This window comes from Bradyrhizobium centrolobii (assembly GCF_001641635.1).
GTDB lineage: Bacteria > Pseudomonadota > Alphaproteobacteria > Rhizobiales > Xanthobacteraceae > Bradyrhizobium > Bradyrhizobium centrolobii.
In genome coordinates, this window is record NZ_LUUB01000048.1 from 1 (window position 1) to 17,650 (window position 17,650).

The 17,650-nt window shown below is 63.6% G+C and carries 18 protein-coding genes and 1 tRNA gene; 12 read left to right on the forward strand and 7 right to left on the reverse strand.

What is annotated here, in order from left to right:
• Positions 1 to 343 precede the first annotated feature (343 nt).
• The gene (locus AYJ54_RS12895) at positions 344 to 736 is read right to left on the reverse strand and encodes a DUF3175 domain-containing protein (RefSeq protein WP_082905637.1); all 393 of its coding nucleotides are present in this window, start codon (positions 734 to 736) and stop codon (positions 344 to 346) included.
• 182 nt (positions 737 to 918) lie between these two features.
• Here AYJ54_RS12895 and AYJ54_RS12900 point away from each other — a divergent pair, with 182 nt between their 5' ends.
• The 4 genes from AYJ54_RS12900 (at position 919) to AYJ54_RS12910 (ending at position 4,985) form a co-directional block, all read left to right on the forward strand.
• Positions 919 to 2,406, forward strand: a complete 1,488-nt coding sequence (locus AYJ54_RS12900) for an MFS transporter (RefSeq protein ID WP_063699284.1) — start codon at positions 919 to 921, stop codon at positions 2,404 to 2,406.
• A 3-nt stretch (positions 2,407 to 2,409) separates the two neighbouring features.
• Positions 2,410 to 3,237 (forward strand): trehalose-phosphatase, encoded by an 828-nt coding sequence (otsB, locus tag AYJ54_RS12905; RefSeq protein WP_063699285.1) that lies wholly within the window; start codon positions 2,410 to 2,412, stop codon positions 3,235 to 3,237.
• Between the two features lie 108 nt (positions 3,238 to 3,345).
• A complete protein-coding gene (locus AYJ54_RS50650) occupies positions 3,346 to 3,504 on the forward strand; it encodes a hypothetical protein (protein WP_161491849.1) in 159 nt (52 codons plus the stop codon).
• Between the two features lie 17 nt (positions 3,505 to 3,521).
• Complete coding sequence (locus AYJ54_RS12910) at positions 3,522 to 4,985, forward strand: trehalose-6-phosphate synthase (protein WP_063699286.1); 1,464 nt, start codon at positions 3,522 to 3,524, stop codon at positions 4,983 to 4,985.
• 236 nt (positions 4,986 to 5,221) lie between these two features.
• Here AYJ54_RS12910 and AYJ54_RS12915 read toward each other — a convergent pair whose 3' ends face one another.
• Entirely contained in the window at positions 5,222 to 5,560 is a 339-nt protein-coding gene (locus AYJ54_RS12915; protein WP_063699287.1) for a hypothetical protein, read from the reverse strand.
• 198 nt (positions 5,561 to 5,758) lie between these two features.
• On the opposite strand from AYJ54_RS12915, the gene AYJ54_RS12920 reads away from it, so the two are divergent.
• The 3 genes from AYJ54_RS12920 (at position 5,759) to AYJ54_RS12930 (ending at position 7,694) form a co-directional block, all read left to right on the forward strand.
• Positions 5,759 to 5,848, forward strand: a tRNA-Ser gene (locus tag AYJ54_RS12920).
• Between the two features lie 249 nt (positions 5,849 to 6,097).
• A complete protein-coding gene (locus AYJ54_RS12925; RefSeq protein ID WP_245329003.1) occupies positions 6,098 to 6,817 on the forward strand; it encodes a DUF4145 domain-containing protein in 720 nt (239 codons plus the stop codon).
• A 124-nt stretch (positions 6,818 to 6,941) separates the two neighbouring features.
• Positions 6,942 to 7,694 (forward strand): hypothetical protein, encoded by a 753-nt coding sequence (locus AYJ54_RS12930; RefSeq protein ID WP_063699289.1) that lies wholly within the window; start codon positions 6,942 to 6,944, stop codon positions 7,692 to 7,694.
• Between the two features lie 49 nt (positions 7,695 to 7,743).
• Here the strand turns inward: AYJ54_RS12930 and AYJ54_RS12935 are convergent, their stop codons facing one another.
• Together AYJ54_RS12935 and AYJ54_RS12940 are read right to left on the reverse strand one after the other, a co-directional pair.
• Positions 7,744 to 8,442: a hypothetical protein gene (locus tag AYJ54_RS12935; protein WP_136623657.1), complete on the reverse strand. Its 699-nt coding sequence runs from the start codon at positions 8,440 to 8,442 to the stop codon at positions 7,744 to 7,746.
• A 179-nt stretch (positions 8,443 to 8,621) separates the two neighbouring features.
• Entirely contained in the window at positions 8,622 to 9,572 is a 951-nt protein-coding gene (locus AYJ54_RS12940) for a LysR family transcriptional regulator (RefSeq protein ID WP_063699291.1), read from the reverse strand.
• 165 nt (positions 9,573 to 9,737) lie between these two features.
• On the opposite strand from AYJ54_RS12940, the gene AYJ54_RS12945 reads away from it, so the two are divergent.
• The 3 genes from AYJ54_RS12945 to AYJ54_RS12955 all read left to right on the forward strand — a co-directional run.
• Positions 9,738 to 10,821: MFS transporter (locus tag AYJ54_RS12945; RefSeq protein ID WP_430641428.1), on the forward strand; the 1,084-nt coding region annotated here is incomplete at its 3' end.
• 46 nt (positions 10,822 to 10,867) lie between these two features.
• A complete protein-coding gene (locus AYJ54_RS12950) occupies positions 10,868 to 11,902 on the forward strand; it encodes an aldo/keto reductase (RefSeq protein ID WP_063699292.1) in 1,035 nt (344 codons plus the stop codon).
• A gap of 122 nt (positions 11,903 to 12,024) precedes the next feature.
• On the forward strand, positions 12,025 to 13,599 hold the full coding sequence (locus AYJ54_RS12955) for an amidase family protein (RefSeq protein ID WP_063699293.1): 1,575 nt from the start codon (positions 12,025 to 12,027) through the stop codon (positions 13,597 to 13,599).
• A 183-nt stretch (positions 13,600 to 13,782) separates the two neighbouring features.
• Here AYJ54_RS12955 and AYJ54_RS12960 read toward each other — a convergent pair whose 3' ends face one another.
• On the reverse strand, positions 13,783 to 14,031 hold the full coding sequence (locus AYJ54_RS12960) for a hypothetical protein (protein ID WP_063699334.1): 249 nt from the start codon (positions 14,029 to 14,031) through the stop codon (positions 13,783 to 13,785).
• A gap of 263 nt (positions 14,032 to 14,294) precedes the next feature.
• Between AYJ54_RS12960 and AYJ54_RS12965 the strand changes: the two genes are divergently transcribed.
• On the forward strand, positions 14,295 to 15,131 hold the full coding sequence (locus AYJ54_RS12965; RefSeq protein ID WP_430641429.1) for a hypothetical protein: 837 nt from the start codon (positions 14,295 to 14,297) through the stop codon (positions 15,129 to 15,131).
• Between the two features lie 142 nt (positions 15,132 to 15,273).
• Here the strand turns inward: AYJ54_RS12965 and AYJ54_RS12970 are convergent, their stop codons facing one another.
• Together AYJ54_RS12970 and AYJ54_RS12975 are read right to left on the reverse strand one after the other, a co-directional pair.
• A complete protein-coding gene (locus AYJ54_RS12970; RefSeq protein ID WP_063699294.1) occupies positions 15,274 to 15,834 on the reverse strand; it encodes a carboxymuconolactone decarboxylase family protein in 561 nt (186 codons plus the stop codon).
• 81 nt (positions 15,835 to 15,915) lie between these two features.
• Positions 15,916 to 16,380 (reverse strand): Lrp/AsnC family transcriptional regulator, encoded by a 465-nt coding sequence (locus tag AYJ54_RS12975; protein ID WP_063699295.1) that lies wholly within the window; start codon positions 16,378 to 16,380, stop codon positions 15,916 to 15,918.
• Positions 16,381 to 16,543: 163 nt separating this feature from the next.
• Between AYJ54_RS12975 and AYJ54_RS12980 the strand changes: the two genes are divergently transcribed.
• Positions 16,544 to 17,557, forward strand: coding sequence for a 1-aminocyclopropane-1-carboxylate deaminase (locus tag AYJ54_RS12980; RefSeq protein WP_063699296.1), 1,014 nt, complete (start codon positions 16,544 to 16,546; stop codon positions 17,555 to 17,557).
• Positions 17,558 to 17,650: the final 93 nt, after the last annotated feature.

A 17,650-nucleotide genomic window follows, 5' to 3' on the forward strand; every position in this document is an offset into this window, starting at 1 on the left:
CGGCCAGGTCAACCGCGGCGCCGCCGAGACCGGCTCGGCGTCCGAGGAGGTGCTGAATTCGGCCAAGTCCCTCTCCAGCGAAAGCACGCGTCTGCGCGCCGAGCTCGACCGCTTCATGGGGAATATCCGGGCGGCGTAGCGTTCGGACCGCGCCACCCGCTCAATCGTCGTCCCGGCGAAAGCCAGGACCCAACCCCAGGGAGCGGTTGCGGCGCGAGGCTGGTAACCACGCTTCGCCCAACCACTTCCTGTGGTTATGGGTTCCGGATCTGCGCTCCGCTTCGCTACGCTTGTCCGGGACGACGGTGGAGTGAAGATCGAGACCCACTCTTACCCCAAGGCCTCACTCTCTCCCGAACGCCCGCTTCAGTTCCACCTTCGCCCGCTCCAGCCGCGTGCGCTGCGTCTTCGGCAGCAACTTTCCGGCGCGGTTGATGTAGAAGGTCAGCATCGACAGCGCCGAGCGATAGGCGCCGGACTTGCGGCGCGAGCTGTGCTCGGCGGAACGCTTCAGCGATGCTGCGATGTTCTTCGGGCTCGTCTGCTTGAACACGCCGCGCTCGAGATCGAGCGCGTCGCTCTCCTTCGTCACGCGCTGCGACCAGCGCTTCGGCGCGGCGCGCTTCGAACTCTTGCGCGCGCTGGTGCTGCGCCTCGCGCGGCTCTTCGTGTTCCGGCGCGCCGTCTTGTGCATGCCGCTTTTTCGCGAATGTGTCGTCTTTCTGGCTTGAGCCATGCGTCAACTCCTTGCGGCTCCATCCGAAACGGATGTTCTGGGACACAGTTCCTATGGGAACCTGCCCGAGCCGCAGACGTTGTCGACGGTGGCAGGCGGAATGCCGCATCCCCATGATCGGATCGACCCCGTCCACATCATGTGAACCAGGGTTGATGGCATTGGTCAGACGCAACAACCCGATGGAATTGCAGCAAAGCCCAGCACTGAAATTTGGTCCTGCGGCCTCAGTGGCGGCCGCGTCCGACCGTATCGTCGAGACCAGCATTCCTTCGCGGCTCGACGCGCTGCCGTGGAGCGGCTTTCACACCCGCGTCGTGCTGGCGCTCGGCATCACCTGGATCCTCGACGGCCTCGAAGTGACGCTCGCCGGCGCGCTGTCAGGCGCGCTGAAGCAGAGTCCGACGCTGCAATTCTCAAATTTCGATCTCGGCATCGCCAATTCCGCCTATCTCGCCGGTGCGGTGCTGGGCGCGCTCGGATTCGGCTGGCTCACCGACCGCATCGGCCGCAAGAAGCTGTTCTTCATCACGCTCGCCGTCTATCTCTCGGCAACGGCGGCAACCGCGCTGTCCTGGAATATCGCGAGCTACGCGCTGTTCCGCTTCCTCACCGGCGCCGGCATCGGCGGCGAATACACCGCAATCAATTCGACCATCCAGGAGCTGGTGCCGGCGCGCTATCGCGGCTGGACCGACCTCGTCATCAACGGCAGCTTCTGGATCGGAGCCGCGATGGGCGCTGTGGCGGCGATCGTCCTGCTCGATCCCGCTTTGCTCGGCCCCGATCTCGGCTGGCGCCTCGCTTATCTCATCGGCGCGAGCATCGGCCTCGTCGTGCTGCTGATGCGGATGTGGATCCCGGAAAGTCCGCGCTGGTTGATGATCCACGGTCGTCCCGACCAGGCCCATGCGATCGTCGACGATATCGAGCGCTCGGTCATCGGATATGACCAGGATGCGAGCGAGGGACGCTTCACCAAGATCCGCTTGAAGATGCGTGACCACACGCCGCTCGGCGAGGTCGTGCACACGCTGTTCTCGGCCTATCGCCAGCGCGCGCTGGTCGGTCTCGTGCTGATGAGCGCGCAGGCCTTCTTCTACAACGCGATCTTCTTCACCTTCGCGCTGGTGCTGACCGACTTCTACGGCATCAGCGCCGATCGAGTCGGCTGGTACATCCTGCCTTTCGCCGCCGGCAACTTCCTCGGGCCGCTCTTGCTCGGCCGCCTCTTCGATACGCTCGGCCGCCGCACCATGATCGTGCTCACCTATGGCGTCTCCGGCCTGTTGCTGGCGCTGTCCGGCTATCTGTTCTCGATCGGCGCGCTGAGCGCGCAAGGACAGACCATCGCCTGGATGGTGATCTTCTTCTTTGCCTCGCCCGCCGCGAGCGCGGCCTATCTCACCGTCAGCGAGACCTTCCCCCTCGAAGTCCGCGCGCTGGCGATCGCGGTGTTCTATGCGGTCGGTACCGGTATCGGCGGCGTAATCGGGCCGGCGCTGTTCGGCGCGCTGATCGACACCGGCTCACGTACCAGCGTGTTCGCCGGCTATTTGCTCGGGGCGGTGCTGATGATCGCGGCCGCGATCGTGGCGTGGCGCTATGCCGTCTCCGCGGAGCGAAAATCGCTCGAACAAATCGCGCGGCCGCTTGCCTTTATGGAGTAGACTATGAAATCAGACCTTGCGGAAATGCCGTTGAGCGACGAACCAACCTTGCGCGATGACGAGGACGCGCCGGAAACGGTGCCGGTACCGCACGCGCTCGTGCCGCATCTCAATGAGATAGCGATGCTGCTCGACATCGATGGCACGCTGCTCGACCTGATGCCGACGCCGCGCGAGGTCTGGGTGCCGCCGGGCCTGTCTGATACGCTCAACCGGCTGGCGGAGCGCACGTCGGGCGCCCTGGCGCTGGTCAGCGGCCGCTCGCTCAACGACATCGACCTGATCTTCGCGCCCGATGTCTATCGCGCCGTCGCCGGTCATGGCGCGGAGATGCGCCTGTCCGTGGACAATGAAGCGGACGACGTGCACGCGCCGCCGCTGGACAAGGAGTTGAAGCGGCGGCTGGCGGCGATCGCCAAGCTCAGCCCGGGCATTCTGCTCGAGGACAAGGGCTATTCGCTGGCGCTGCATTACCGCCTTGCGCCGCAGGCGGAGAAGGCGATCTACGAATCCGTATCGCTGATCCGCGCCGACCTGCCCAATGCACCGATCGAGGTATTGCCCGGCAAGTTCGTCTGCGAGATCAAGCATTCCGGCTTCACCAAGGCGAGCGGCGTGCGGGAGCTGATGAAGCACGAGCCCTTCAAGGACCGCCGTCCGATCTTCATCGGCGACGACGTCACTGACGAAACCGTCTTCGCGATCATGCCTGATATGAACGGGCTTGCGTTCTCGGTCGGCCGCCGCGCCATCGGCGTGAACGGTCATTTCGATGCGCCGAGCGACGTACGCGAGTTCCTCGCGCGTCTGCTCGATAATCCAAGAACGTGATCCTGACCTAAAGCGCGATGACGATTCGTCGGCGCTTTAGGTGAAAGCAAGGCAGCGCCACCTCGAGGCCACAATACCTCTCGCGTCGTTCGATCGCGCACGCAATTCATGCTGCGCAACGCAGCCGCAAAAACTGTCTTTGCTGGCAAATTTCCGGGTTCCGCAGGAAAAACCGGTTCCATCGCACGCGCCCGATTTTGGTTTCAATTGGTTGGAACGATGATCAGGAACCATATTGATGAACGCCAGTTAAACGGTTCGGAATAAACAGGAGGGGACGACCTGTGAATCTTGTCGTCGTTTCGAACCGCGTCGCGCGCGGTAAGCCAAATGAACCCATGACGGGGGGCCTCGCGGCTGCCCTGCTTCCCGTGGTGGAACACTCGGGCGCGATCTGGGTGGGTTCCTCGGGCCGCGTGCGTGACGGCCACCAGAAGGAACCGTTCGCCGAGATCGAAGCACTCGGCACGGGCGCCCTGGCGACGCTGGATCTGCCGGCGGCGCATTACGGCGGCTATTACGAAGGTTTTGCCAATTCGGCGCTGTGGCCGGCGCTGCATTCGCGCAGCGACCTGATCCGCGTCTCTCAAGGCGACTATCTCAGCTATCGCGAGGTCAACGCCTTCATGGCGCGGGCGCTGCTGCGCTTCCGAAAGGTGCGGACCGCGTTCTGGGTGCAGGACTACCACTTCCTGGCGCTCGGTGCGGAGCTGCGCGAGGTCGGCGTCGACGAGCCGATCGGCTTCTTCCTGCACACGCCCTGGCCCGTGACCGCGGTGATGCAGGGCGTGCCGAATCATCGCGAGCTGATCACGGCGATGCTGGCCTACGATCTCATCGGCTTTCAGACCGAGGAGGATCGCGAGAACTTCCTCAGCTATGTCGGCGGCGAACTTGGCCTGAGCGTCGACGACGGCATCGTGCTCTCGCAGCACGGCCGCACGCGCTGCGAGGTCTTCCCGATCGGCATCGATGCGGAGAAGTTCTCGCAATATGCCGCGAAGTCGGTCTCGCATCCTGACGTGTCGCGGCTGCGCCGCAGCCTCAACGGCGAGAAGCTCGCCATCGGCGTCGACCGGCTCGACTACTCCAAGGGCCTCGTCAACCGCATCAGCGCGTTCGACCGGCTCTGGAGCGAGCATCCGCAGCTCTTGCGCAGCATCTCGCTGCTGCAGATCGCCAACCCCTCGCGCGGCGGCATCGAGGCCTATGGCAATCTCCAGAACGAGGTTGCGCGCCTCGTCACAGACGTCAATGGCCGCCACGGAGAGGTCGACTGGACGCCGATCCGGTACCTGAACAAGGGCTTCAGCCAGACCGTGCTTGCGGGCCTCTACCGCACCGCGCAGGTCGGTGTGGTGACGCCGCTGCATGACGGCATGAACCTGGTCGCCAAGGAATATGTCGCCGCCCAGAACCCGGCCGATCCCGGCGTGCTGGTGTTGTCGAAGTTTGCGGGCGCCGCCAACGAGCTCGATACGGCCCTGCTGGTCAATCCGCACGACATCGACGGAATGGCGCGCGCGATCGCGATTGCGGCCTCGATGTCGATTACCGAGCGCAAGATGCGCTGGGAAGCGATGATGAAGAAGCTGCGCGGCCACACCATCCAGCAATGGTCCGCCGATTTCGTCGCCGAGCTGGAGAAGTGCCGCACCGAGAAGCCCGCCGTCGCCCCCCTCGCCGCCCAGCCGCCGCAAGCGCTGCGCTGGCTGAAGTCGGCGATCTCAGGCGTGAGGTTGATCTAGCCTGCCGAAAAGTGTGCTCTTTACCCTCTCCCCTTGTGGGAGAGGGTGGCTCGCCGCGTAGCGGCGAGCCGGGTGAGGGGTCTCTCTTCGCGAGTGAGCCTCTCTCGATACGAGTTTGCGGAAACAACCCCTCATCCGGCGCCATAGCCGAAGCTCCGCTTCGGCGTTCTCTCAAGGACGGCGGCCGAAGGCCGCCTATGCCACCTTCTCCCACAAGGGGAGAAGGGAAGAGAGCCTCAATAACAATACGACACGCCATCCAGGATCGCGCACTGCCGCTTGTTCGGCGCGTTGGGATCATCCAGCGGCACCATGCCCTTGCCCTGGCCGACGAACACGCCGGGCCCGACATGCACCGAACTCTTGTTGCCGATGATCACGCTTTGATGGGGCGTTGAGCTCGAGCGGGTGCCGTCCGGCCAGATGATGGCATCGCCCGCCAGCACCCCGCGCCGCCCGTCGTCGCAGCTGACATCGACGCCCTGTCGGGTGCAAACCTGCGCCAGGGCAGGGGAGGCGAAGGCGGCGAGGGCCGAAAGCAGGCCTAGCGTGGCGATGGTTTTGCGGATGGGCATGGCGTCCCCTAGATACGGTTGGTGGTCTGTCGGTGAATCGTCGCGCCAAACCCGCCGCCGGTTCAGCCGGCGGGCGACTTAAACTCGCCACGCGGCGCCCGATATTCGTTCGTAATTACAATGCTTTAAGGAAAATTCACCCGATTTCCCCGCAGTCCCTTGCAAAATCATCGGCGCCCCTTCAAGAGAGGGCGCTCCGGAGAGATGGCCGAGTGGCTTAAGGCGCACGCTTGGAAAGCGTGTGTGCGGGAAACCGTACCGTGGGTTCGAATCCCACTCTCTCCGCCAGCTAAGTCAACTAATTATCTGAATTATTTGAGGAGCCCGGGCGATTTAGCGCGCTGGTCCCCAATTTAGTCCGCAAACCATCGACGAATGCGCCTGCGGATAACCTTGATTTTCGGCCCCCGCTTCCACGAACGTGGTGATACGTAGGTTCCTTGGCGCTACCTTCGCGAGCAATAGGAACACGCGGTATTTGGAATGGCGAACGATAGCTTTAATTGGACCTGTCCGCACTGCCGAAGGCCACAGGTCGTGACGAGATCGAATTATTACGATCAGGCGGTTGCGATCAACAATCCCCCCGGCCAGTTTGGCAAGGTGGCAGCTCGGATCGCATCAATCACGTGCCAGAACACCACTGATTGCGGCAAGATGACCCTTGACGTGCGTCTGCATGAACGAAGCGACTATTCCACGGGTCACTTCGACCTTGGGCAGGTGCTTCAATCGTGGACACTGATCCCCGAGAGCGGAGCGAAACCACAGCCCGAATGCATACCGCGAGCTATCGTGGAGGACTATTCTGAAGCCTGTCGCATAAAGGACCTTAGTCCCAAGGCGAGTGCTACGCTCGCACGGCGATGTCTCCAGGGCATGATCCGCGATTTTTGCGGCATCAGCAAAGCTCGACTGATTGATGAAATAAGGGAACTGCGAACTCAACTCGACGAGCACCGAGAGCCGCGAGGCGTCACGCACGAAAGCGTCGACGCAATCGATGCTGTGCGTGAAGTGGGCAATATCGGCGCGCACATGGAAAAGGACGTCGACTTGATTGTTGAGATCGACGACAATGAAGCTCAGGTCTTGATCGATCTCATCGAGACGCTTTTTGAGGACTGGTATGTCGCGCGCGAAACGCGAAAACTTCGTTTCGCTGGTCCGCTAGCAATCGCACAAGCAAAGAGAGCGGAAAAGCAGAAGCTTATCGACGAGCAGAAGGCCAAAGCTCTCCCGCCGCCCTCACCATAGCCGTTCTGGATTTCAATAGCTGGCCCGCGCCAGCTCATCGCATAAATTACGAAGGTCATCGTTTCACTCGTTTGGCTATCGTTGTGGCGCGCAAGGCTGACAGCATCGGACTGACGTAACACTTATGATGCGCAACATCTCGGGCTGGATAGGTGCGTCGGCCGTTCGTATCGGGAAATTATGGGTGCCCGGCCGGCGTACCGAGACGGTATTGGCGAATTACACCAAGCAAACCTTCTGCCTCACGGGGCACCCACAGTATCCGTACTCCTTCTTGGGATCAGCAACAGCCCTTCGGTTGGGAGACAAGTGCTTCGTCCTGTGGTGCCGTCATCAAACCAGAGAATACGCGCCTAATGATGTGACTATTCCAATCGAGGGCGGCACAATTCTCGTGTCGGGATCGCGCCTCTTGTTCGTTGACGACGACGAAAGCAACACGGACGAGGAGTTCAAAGACCTGCAAGCAATGGAGTTCGTGCCTGAGAACTACAAATCCCCAAATCTTGAAGCAGTGTTCTTTCCGTTGCGCGAAGATGACGTGTGGAAGGGAGATCCAGATGCCAAGTTCTACCTGTTCGGCTATCCGACAGAGCTACGCTCCGTTGACTATGAGCTTCCACATGTTCACGTTGGACAGGTCGTGACGACCGGCGAGTACAAGGGCGCAAGCCACGCTCGGTACGTCCATTCGCTCAATATCACCGGGAAGGGGAGCTTTGCCCAAGACGGGTTGAGCGGCGGTCCAGTCTATCATGTGGCGAACGACAAGGATGGCTTTTACATTGGACTAGCCGGCATCATGGTGCGCGGAGGTAATCAGCACGTTCACTTCATCGATGTGCGATTTGTCCTGTCGCTTCTCCGCTCGGCCTAGCTCTCGACACGAGAGCGCCGCGCCTGAAATGCCGTAACGTCCCGCGCTTTCAGGCAGGCGTCGTCCCATTTTTTCGATTTCGGATTTCGGATAGGGCCGACTGCATCTGCGGCCAACTGCATTGGCTTTCGAACGTGCGAGCCGTTAGCGGCAAGTCAGGGAAGCGCAGCAAAGAGGTGAAGCCAAATGTAATGCCCCAAAATTGGTATATTTCCTCCGCAAGCTTTTCGAGATCAGTGATCTTATAGATAAACGTCTCGCGCTTTTGGCCCAAGTTAGCATCGGCTTCTGGTGCCACACCCTCACGCTTTAGTTTGTGAAATTTTTCGATCCATTCCTTGGAGATTTTTTTGGTCTCGATCCAAGGCACGATGTTGTCGTCATCGACATCGACGTGTCCGAAAATGCCGTGGGCAATATCTGCCCTTTGAGCTTGCAGACTGCCGTAGAGAAGCATTACCGCATCGAAGACATCACGATGTTCAGCGGAAAGCGTCATGTCCGCTGCGGCAATCAGAACGTCCCGCTGCGCGCGCGCGTTCCTTAGGGTAAGGAATATTGCAACCGATGCTTCTGTATCGGCCTTCATTATGGCTGCCAGCAGCATCGCCATCTGCCAGTCAACGTAGGACCAGAGCATGATGCAGCGGCCAACAGCCGCTGCTATGTTAGATTTTCGATTTACATGGGCTGGTCCAAATATGAGCTCGGCATCCTTGTAGATTGGCAAAAACGGCTGTCTTGGCATGTGCTATTCCCATTAACTCGCGATCGCGAGCTCAACCCTACTCTAAGCGAACAGCGCTGCGCCCCGCATCAATGAGTTTCACAAAGTCCAGCTTCTCATGTTTCGAGAACCCGTATTTCGCGATGGCGGGGTTAGCGTGGTCCATTTTTATCAGCGCAAGTTGAGGTACGTTTCAGGTTTCAGCCCACCCTCCACCTTCCATCCCCTGCGCGCCGCAGCGCGGGGTCGTCGACCCGCACATGCTCCGCCAGAAAGTCGATGAACGCGCGGACGCGTGCGGGCAGCGGCGCGGTGTGGCCGACATAGACGGCGTGGATGTCTTCGCGGTCGCCGGGATTGTAGCTTTGCAGCACCGGCACGAGGCGTCCCGCCTCGATGTCGGGGCCGATGTGGAAGAGGGCAAGGCGGGCGAGGCCGACGCCGCCGAGGGCGAGGCGGCGGGCGGCTTCGCCGTCGCTGGCGCGTGCGGCCGGCGGCGGCACGGCTTCCTCGGTGCGGTCGCCGCGCTTGAACGGCCAGCCGCGGATCGAGCGCGGAAAGGTCCAGCCGATGCCGCGGTGATCGGCAACATCCGCCGGCGTCTTCGGCGTGCCGAAGCGCGCCAGGTAATCCGGCGCGCCGACGACCACCATGCGGCTGCCGCCGAGCTTGCGCGCGACGAGGCGCGAGGCCCGTAACGGTCCGACGCGGATGGCGACGTCGGCACGCTCCTGCATGAGGTCGATCAGCGTGTCGGTCAGCACGAGATCGAGCGTCACGTCAGGATGTTTTTCGAGGAAGCGCGGGATCAGCGGCATCACATGCAGCATGCCGAAGGGAACGTTGCTGTTGACCGTGAGCCGGCCGCGCGGTGCCGCGCCCGAGGCCGCCTCGCGCTCGGCCTCCTCCATCTCGCCAAGGATGCGCACGGCGCGCTGGTAGAAAGCCTGGCCTTCTTCCGTCAGCGTAAGCTTGCGCGTGGTGCGGTTGATCAGCCGCGTGCCGAGGCGAACCTCCAGCCGCGAGATCAGCTTGCTCACGCCCGACGGCGTCAGGCGCAGCTTTCGCGCCGCCTGGGTGAAGCCGCCGAGATCGACGACGCGGACAAAAACCTCCATCTCGGCGGAGCGGTTGGTGTCGAAACGGGCCATGTTGAATTCACGTCACAAATGATTGGATTGCGGACATCCTAATGCTTTTGCTGCGGTGCGGCTATCTGCGTGGCTCGTCCCTCTCACCGGAAGTCATGCATGCCTCCCGCCGTCCTCGCGCTCACCGCCGGTGCCTTCGGCATCGGCACCACCGAATTCATCATCATGGGCCTGTTGCTCCAGGTCGCCGCCGACATGCATGTCTCCGTGCCGGTCGCGGGCCTCCTGATCTCCGGCTATGCGCTCGGCGTATTCGTCGGCGCGCCGGTCCTGACGCTGGCGACACGACGGCTGCCGCGGAAAACCGTGCTGCTCGCGCTGATGGCGATCTTCACGCTCGGCAATGCCGCCTGCGCGCTGGCGCCAAACTATGCGCTGCTGATGGCCGCACGTGTGCTGACTTCGCTCGCCCACGGCACCTTCTTCGGCGTCGGCTCGGTGGTCGCCACCAGCCTCGTTGCCGAGGATAAGCGCGCCTCCGCCATCGCCACCATGTTCATTGGTCTTACCGTCGCAACCCTGCTCGGCGTGCCCTTCGGCGCCTGGTTCGGCCTGATGCTCGGCTGGCGCGCGGCGTTCTGGGCCGTGACCGTGATCGGCGTGATCGCCTTCGCCGTGGTGGCCGCGCTCGTGCCCGGCCATGTCGGCAACGGCGACAAGCCCATCACGCTTTCGGAAGAGGTTGCGGTGCTCGGCCGCCCGCAGGTGCTGCTCGGCCTTGCCATGACGGTGTTCGGCTTCGCCGGCGTGTTCGCTGTCTTCACCTATATCCAGCCGATCCTGACGCGCTTCACCGGCTTTTCGGAAGCCGCGGTCTCGCCGATCCTGCTGGTGTTCGGCGTCGGGCTTGCGATCGGCAATGTCGCCGGCGGCAAGCTCGCCGATCGCGGGCTGGCGCGGCCCCTGATCGGCACGCTCGCCGCACTCGCCATCGTGCTCGTGGGTCTTGCCGCTGTGCTGTCGATCAAGAGCCTCACCACTGTGCTGATCCTGCTGCTCGGCATCGCCGCCTTTGCGACCGTTGCTCCGCTCCAGCTTCGCGTGTTGGAGGCGGCCGGCCCCAGCGGCCGAACGCTTGCCTCGAGCCTCAACATCGCAGCGTTCAATCTCGGCAACGCGCTCGGCGCCTGGGCCGGCGGCGTCACCATCGATCGCGGGCTCGGTCTCTCCGCGCTGCCGCTGGTCGCGGCCGGGATCACGGCGGTGGGCCTCGTGCTGGCGCTGTGGAGCCTCCGGCTCGATCGCACACNGCCGCAGTCGCGGCGTGCCCCGCCGAATAGACAAGGAGCCAGACTATGGAATACCGCAATCTCGTCGCCTCCGGGCTCAAGGTCCCCGTCCTCAGCTTCGGCACCGGCACGTTCGGCGGGCAGGGCACGCTGTTCTCGGCCTGGGGCCGCAGCGGCGCTGAGGAGGCGCGCCGGCTCGTCGACATCTGCCTCGAGGCCGGCGTCAATCTGTTCGACAGCGCCGACGTCTATTCGAGCGGCGCGTCCGAGGAGATCCTCGGCGCCGCGATCAAGGGCCGGCGCGACAAGGTGCTGGTCTCCACCAAGATGAGCCTGCCGATGGGCGAGGGTCCGTTCGATGCCGGATCATCGCGGCATCGCCTCGTCACATCGGTCGAGGCAGCGCTGCGGCGGCTTGGCACGGACTACATCGACCTGCTCCAGCTCCACGCCTTCGATGCCTTCACGCCGGTCGACGAGGTGCTGTCGACGCTGGACACGCTCATGCGCGCGGGCAAGCTGCGCTATGTCGGCGTCTCCAACTTCTCCGGCTGGCACTTGATGAAATCGCTGGCCGTCGCCGAGCGGCATGGCTGGCCGCGCCATGTCGCGCACCAGGTCTATTATTCGCTGCTCGGCCGCGACTATGAGTGGGAGCTGATGCCGCTCGCGTGCGACCAGGGCGTCGGCGCGCTGGTCTGGAGCCCGCTCGGCTGGGGCCGGCTCACCGGAAAGATCCGGCGTGGCCAGCCGCTGCCGGCGGACAGCCGCCTGCATGCGACCGCGCAGTTCGGCCCGCCCGTGGACGAGCAGCGCCTTTACGCCATCGTCGACGTGCTGGACGCGATCGCCGCCGAGACCGGCCGCACCGTGCCGCAGATCGCGATCGCCTGGCTGCTGTCGCGCCCCACGGTGTCTTCCGTGATCATCGGCGCCCGCGACGAGACGCAGTTGCGCGACAATCTCGGCGCCGTCGGCTGGTCGCTCGCCCCTGCGCAGATCAAGCGCCTCGACGAGGTCAGCGCGGTGATGCCGCCCTATCCCTATTATCCCTATCGCGTCCAGGAAGGTTTTGCGCGGTTGAATCCGCCGACCGTGTGAGGCCATCAAGCGCTGACGATTCGTCGCACAGGTACTGCGCGGCAATGCGCCATGCAGAAACGCGCCTGTACACGCTCTGTCGCCATCCGTAACCTCCGCCGCGCAATTTCAGGAGGTGCGACGTGGCGAAGAAGGCGGCGACCAAGAAGAAAAGTGTCTTGAAGAAAGCAGCGAAGACCTCGAGCAAGAAGGGCACCGCCCGCAAGGGCGCCGTTGCGAAGATTCCGAAGAAGACGGCAAACAAGATCGCGCCGCGTAAGTCGGCCGCGGCGCGCCGCCCGAAGGGGCCGGTCTGGCAGTGGTCGGCGGTCGACACTGCGGCCGCGATCCGCACTGGGGCAATCTCCGCGGTCGAGACGGTCGAAGCCCATCTCGAGCGGATGCGCACCGTCAATCCCAGGCTCAATGCGATCGTTGTCGATCTCTCGGAGGAGGCGCTTGCTGCCGCGCATGCGGCCGACAAGCAGCGCGCCAAGGGCGGCGAGCTCGGCCTGCTGCACGGCGTGCCGATTACCATCAAGGAGAACGTCGACTATGAAGGCCGGCCGAATTTCAATGGCGTGCCGGCCAACAAGGATCTCGTCGCGCCGTCGGATGCGCCGGTGGTGCGCAATCTCAAGAAGGCCGGCGCGATCGTCATCGGGCTCACCAACACACCGGAATTTTCCTTCCGCGGCTTCACCGACAATCCCCTGCACGGGCTGACGCTGAACCCCTGGGATCCGGACATCACCTGCGGCGGCTCCTCGGGCGGCGCGGGTTCGGCGGTCGCCGCCGGCATCGGCACCATCGCCCATGGCAACGACATCGGCGGCTCGCTGCGCTGGCCGGCGCACTGCAACGGCGTTGCCACCATCAAGCCGACGCAGGGGCGCATCCCCGCCTTCAACCAGAGCGCAACGGCCGAGCGGCCGATGCTGGCGCATCTGATGTCGGCGCAGGGCCCACTCGCCCGCCACGTCGGCGATGTCCGCCTGGCGCTGGAGGTGATGAGCCAGCGCGATCCGCGCGACCCCTGGTGGGTGCCGGCGCCGCTGGTCGGGCCGAAGCCGAAGGAGCCGATCAAGATTGCGCTGGCCAAGATACCTGAGGACATGGACGTCGATCCGCAGGTCGCCGCGGCGCTGCGCCAGGCCGCCGATCATCTGGAACGTTCCGGCTATCGCGTCAGCGAGGTCGAAGTGCCCGACATCAACGGCGTCTGGCAGACCTGGTGCGACATCATCACCAACGAAACGGTGGTGATGCAGGAGGCCAGCATGCTGAAGGTCACCTCGGAGGACTTCCACAAGGCGTGGGGCGGCATGAAGACCAAGGCCAGCGTGCTCGATCTGCCCGCCTGGATGCGCGCCACCGCCGCGCGCAACGCCCATATCCGCGCCTGGCAATTGTTCTTCGAGGAATATCCGGTGGTGCTGGCGCCGACCACGGTGAAGCCGACGCCGGGACCACGCGAGGACACCGTCAGCGCTGAGCGCGTGCGCGAAATCTTCTGGGGCGAGATCCGCTTCATCTCGGCGATCAACGTGCTCGGCCTGCCCGGCGCCGTTGTGCCGGTGGCGCTGCATGACGGCAAGCCGATCGGCGTGCAGCTCATCGCCGGACGCTACCGCGAGGACCTCGCGCTCGACGCCGCAGCCGCGATCGAGAAGCGCGCCGGCGTGCTCGCCCACCGGCTTTGGGAGCAGATGGAGTAGGGGTGATAATGTCGGTGTCCCCCTCTCCCCTTGTGGGAGAGGGTGGCTCGCCGCACAGCGGCGAGACGGGTGAGGGGTCTCTCTCCGTGAATGCAGATGCAAGAGGGGTGCTCGCTGAAAGAACCCCTCATCCGGCGCGCTGCGCGCGCCACCTTCTCCCACAAGGGGAGAAGGAAGAAAGCATCACACCCTCGCCTCGAGCACGGCTCTTGCCGCCGCGACATAGTCCCGCCAATGCGCCTCCGCGTAACGCTCGGCCTGCTGGGCGCAGGTGATGTCGGGCGCATGTGACGCGGCGATCATTCGCGCAAAGCGCTCTTCGGCCACCGTCGCGCCGTCATCGGCGGATGTCGACGTGAAGGCTGTCGCTGCGGTCGGAGCCACGGCGAGCCCGGCCATTGCGGCGAGTAAGATGCGGCGTGACGTCTTCATGGCTGTCGTCCTCCATTGTCCGGCCTGCACTCTGGCGGGCGAGTGTGTCACTGCGATCACGGCAGGGTAACCGCGTGCGTCCGCACAGTCCATCGTTTGCGGATAGCGCTTGACCGCACGAACGATCACGTTCCATCTAACGAGCGGTTCCGTCATCACAGCGCCACGCGTCGGATTGTCACGTGTCCCATCGCAGCCAATCGTCCCGCGCGGCTCTGCGCGCTTCCGCGACGACCTTCCCAACGGGATTGCTCTGTCTGGTGATGTCGGCAATCGCCGCCTTCGCCGCCGACACCGACGAGGATGCGGCCGCGAAGCCGGCCGTTCCGAACATCTATCTTGATCTGCGCACGATCTATGCGGCGATCCCGGCGGGAACGCTCGGGCTCGGCTTCGGCAACACGTCGCTGTCGGCCGCGCTCGAAGCGCTGGCGGCGCGCAGAGGGGGCGCGTTGGGAAACGGCCTGCCGGCCGCGAAATCGATCGCCGTCGATCTGCCGTTGACCGTCGACGTCAGCGATCGCGTGTCGCTCTATGGCGGCGTGTCCGGCAGCGCGATCGATCTCGGCGGCGGCTGGTCGTCATTCGACATCACGAGCTGGAACATCGGCGTGCAGGCCGACCTCTACCAGCAGAACGGCGGGACGATCCCGACGATCACGCTGCAATCCACTCTGACGCAGTCGGTGCCGAACGAGCCGGGCATGACGACCTCGTTCAACGACATCCTGGAATTCGATTACGCGCTGGACGAGGACGAGACACGGGGGTGGCTTGCAGGCGTGCAGTACACCCACACCGACATCGCCAGCCAGTTCGCCAGCATCAGGCCGAACACGATCCTTTATGCCGGCGGCTATTATCAATGGCCGAGCAACTGGAAGTTCACGGGACGCCTCGGCATGCAGTCGTTCGGCGGCGCGCAGCTCGGGGGCCGGACGCTGGCGCAGTCCTTCACCCAGCCGATCCTGCGGCTCGACCTCGACCGCATGGACGACAACGACAACCGCCTGTTCGGCATCACCGCGCAGATCGCGTGGATGCCGAAGGCGTCCTATCAGGTGACGCTGCGGACGCCGCTCTATGCGGTACGCAACTAGAGCATGATCCGGACCCGAAGGGCCGCGGTAGCGCAAAGTGTGCAGCGGTTTTCCGAAAAGATCATGCTCAAACAACAACCTAAAGCGCGATGACGATTCATCCTAAGCTCATCGCGCTTTAGGCGGCCGCGTTGGCGCGCGATCAGTCCGGCACCGGCACGTCGAAGGTGTTGAGCGTGACGGAGACCATGCAGTAGATGCCGACGAGATAGGACAGTTCGGCGGCGCCATGCTCGCCGAATTCCTTCACCGCCGCGCGCCAGGTCAGCTCGGGCAGCACGCCGCCGCTCACCAGCGCGGAGGCCATGTCGTAGGCGACCGCCTCCTGCTTGGTGAGGTCGACCGGCCGCTGTCCAGCGACGATGGTCGCGAGCTTCTCGTCGGACAGGCCGCGCTGCTCGGCAACCAGCACATGGGCGTAGAGCTCGTAGCCGGAGCGGAAATGCGAGCCGGTGACGAGGATCGCGACCTCGCGTACCGGAGCCGGCAACAGCGGGTTCGACGCGACCGCCTTGACCAGATCCCACACCGGCTTGCCGAAGCGCGGCTCGCGGATCCAGGGATTCCAGGGCCCGAGCAGCGCCCCGTCCTCGCGCATGTTCACGAAGCCCTTGAAGTGGCCCTTGATGCCCGCTCGCATGTCGTCATAGAGCGGCTTCTGTTCGTCACTCAGCTCTTTCGGATCGAGAATGGGAAGGCGCACGGCAGGATCTCCTCGTTGAGAAGACGCGAGGCTCGCGCGCGGGCGCACGCAAGGCAAGTGAAGTTGCCGTGACATCGGCGCTCAGAACTCCAGCGGCGCGTTGTCGACGACCTCCTTCATCACGAAGAAGGTGCGGGTCTGGCGCACGCCAGGGAGCGCGATGAGCTGCTCGCCGTGGATGCGGTTGAAGTCCTCCATGTCGCCGACGCGGATCTTGAGGAAGTAGTCGAAATCGCCGGCGACGAGGTGGCAGTCGAGCACGAATTTCAGTTTTGCCACAGCCTGCTCGAAGGTCGCAAAACTCTCCGGCGTCGAGCGGTCGAGCACGACGCCGACCATCACCAGCGTGCCCTTCGCCACTTTCTTCGGCGCGACCATGGCGCGGACGGCGGCAATAAACCCGTCCTCGAACAGCCGCTGGGTGCGGCGATGACAGGTCGCAGGGCTGATCGCGACCGTCTCGGCCAATTCCGCATTACTCAGTCGGCCGTTATTCTGCAGCAATCTCAATATTTTGAGGTCTGTACGATCGAGCTTGGTAGCCATGGAAGAAGCTTCCGTAGATATATAATTTTCTGGAAGAAATACTAACCAAAGAGACCAATGCTGCAAGATCAGACGCAAAAGGCGTGCAGTATTCGGGAGCACATTTCTCGCTGCAAATGCTAGTTGCTGCGACCAGCTCAACGCCAATCGGGATGACCTGACGATGCTGGAAAAATTCGCGCGCTATCCGCTGACCTTCGGCCCCACCCCCATCGAGAAGCTGGAGCGGCTGTCAAAACATCTCGGCGGCCAGGTCGAGGTCTATGCCAAGCGCGAGGACTGCAATTCCGGCCTCGCCTATGGCGGCAACAAGCTGCGCAAGCTCGAATACATCATCCCCGATGCGATCGCCTCGAACGCCGACACGCTGGTCTCGATCGGCGGCGTGCAGTCCAACCACACCCGCATGGTGGCTGCGGTCGCGGCCAAGGTGGGCATGAAGTGCCGTCTCGTGCAGGAAGCCTGGGTGCCGCACGAGGACGCGGTCTATGATCGCGTCGGCAACATCATGCTCTCGCGCATCATGGGCGCCGATGTGCGCCTGGTCGACGACGGCTTCGACATCGGCATCCGCAAGAGCTGGGAGCAGGCGATCGAGGAGGTCAAGGCGGCCGGCGGCAAGCCCTACCCGATTCCGGCGGGCGCTTCCGTGCACAAGTATGGCGGCCTCGGCTATGTCGGCTTCGCCGAGGAAGTCCGCAAGCAGGAGCAGGAGCTCGGCTTCAAGTTCGACTACATCATCGTTTGCACCGTCACCGGCTCGACCCATGCCGGCATGCTGGTGGGCTTTGCCGCGGACGGCCGTGCGCGAAAAGTGATCGGCATCGATGCCTCCTTCACGCCGGCACAGACCAAGGCGCAGGTGCTGTCGATCGCACAGAACACGGCCAGGCTGGTCGAACTCGGCAAGGATCTCGTGGAAGACGACGTCGTGCTGATCGAGGACTACGCCTATCCAGCCTATGGCGTGCCGTCCGAGGAGACCAAGGAGGCGATCCGCCTCACCGCGCGGCTCGAGGGCATGATAACTGATCCCGTCTATGAGGGTAAATCGATGCAGGGCCTGATCGGCCTCGCGCAGAAGGGGTATTTCGAGAAGGGCGCCAAGATCCTCTACGCCCACCTGGGCGGCGCGCCGGCGCTCAACGGCTACGCCTACGCGTTCCGGAACGGATGAGGCGGACGCAAACTGTAGCCACATCTTCGGTGTCGTCCCGGCGAAGGCCGGGATCCATAACCCCAGGGAGTAGTCTGGCGAAGACTCGCGGTT

Bases quoted from the DNA above. Each gene is read 5' to 3' on its own strand.
- AYJ54_RS12965 (WP_430641429.1), top strand. From the start codon at position 14,295: ATGTCGGCAATCGCCGCCTTCGCCGCCGACACCGACGAGGATGCGGCC.
- AYJ54_RS12940 (WP_063699291.1), bottom strand. From the start codon at position 9,572: ATGGCCCGTTTCGACACCAACCGCTCCGCCGAGATGGAGGTTTTTGTC.
- AYJ54_RS12930 (WP_063699289.1), top strand. From the start codon at position 6,942: ATGATGCGCAACATCTCGGGCTGGATAGGTGCGTCGGCCGTTCGTATC.
- AYJ54_RS12900 (WP_063699284.1), top strand. From the start codon at position 919: ATGGAATTGCAGCAAAGCCCAGCACTGAAATTTGGTCCTGCGGCCTCA.
- AYJ54_RS12975 (WP_063699295.1), bottom strand. From the start codon at position 16,380: ATGGCTACCAAGCTCGATCGTACAGACCTCAAAATATTGAGATTGCTG.
- otsB (WP_063699285.1), top strand. From the start codon at position 2,410: ATGAAATCAGACCTTGCGGAAATGCCGTTGAGCGACGAACCAACCTTG.
- AYJ54_RS12980 (WP_063699296.1), top strand. From the start codon at position 16,544: ATGCTGGAAAAATTCGCGCGCTATCCGCTGACCTTCGGCCCCACCCCC.
- AYJ54_RS12960 (WP_063699334.1), bottom strand. From the start codon at position 14,031: ATGAAGACGTCACGCCGCATCTTACTCGCCGCAATGGCCGGGCTCGCC.
- AYJ54_RS50650 (WP_161491849.1), top strand. From the start codon at position 3,346: ATGCTGCGCAACGCAGCCGCAAAAACTGTCTTTGCTGGCAAATTTCCG.
- AYJ54_RS12915 (WP_063699287.1), bottom strand. From the start codon at position 5,560: ATGCCCATCCGCAAAACCATCGCCACGCTAGGCCTGCTTTCGGCCCTC.
- AYJ54_RS12950 (WP_063699292.1), top strand. From the start codon at position 10,868: ATGGAATACCGCAATCTCGTCGCCTCCGGGCTCAAGGTCCCCGTCCTC.
- AYJ54_RS12935 (WP_136623657.1), bottom strand. From the start codon at position 8,442: ATGCCAAGACAGCCGTTTTTGCCAATCTACAAGGATGCCGAGCTCATA.
- AYJ54_RS12895 (WP_082905637.1), bottom strand. From the start codon at position 736: ATGGCTCAAGCCAGAAAGACGACACATTCGCGAAAAAGCGGCATGCAC.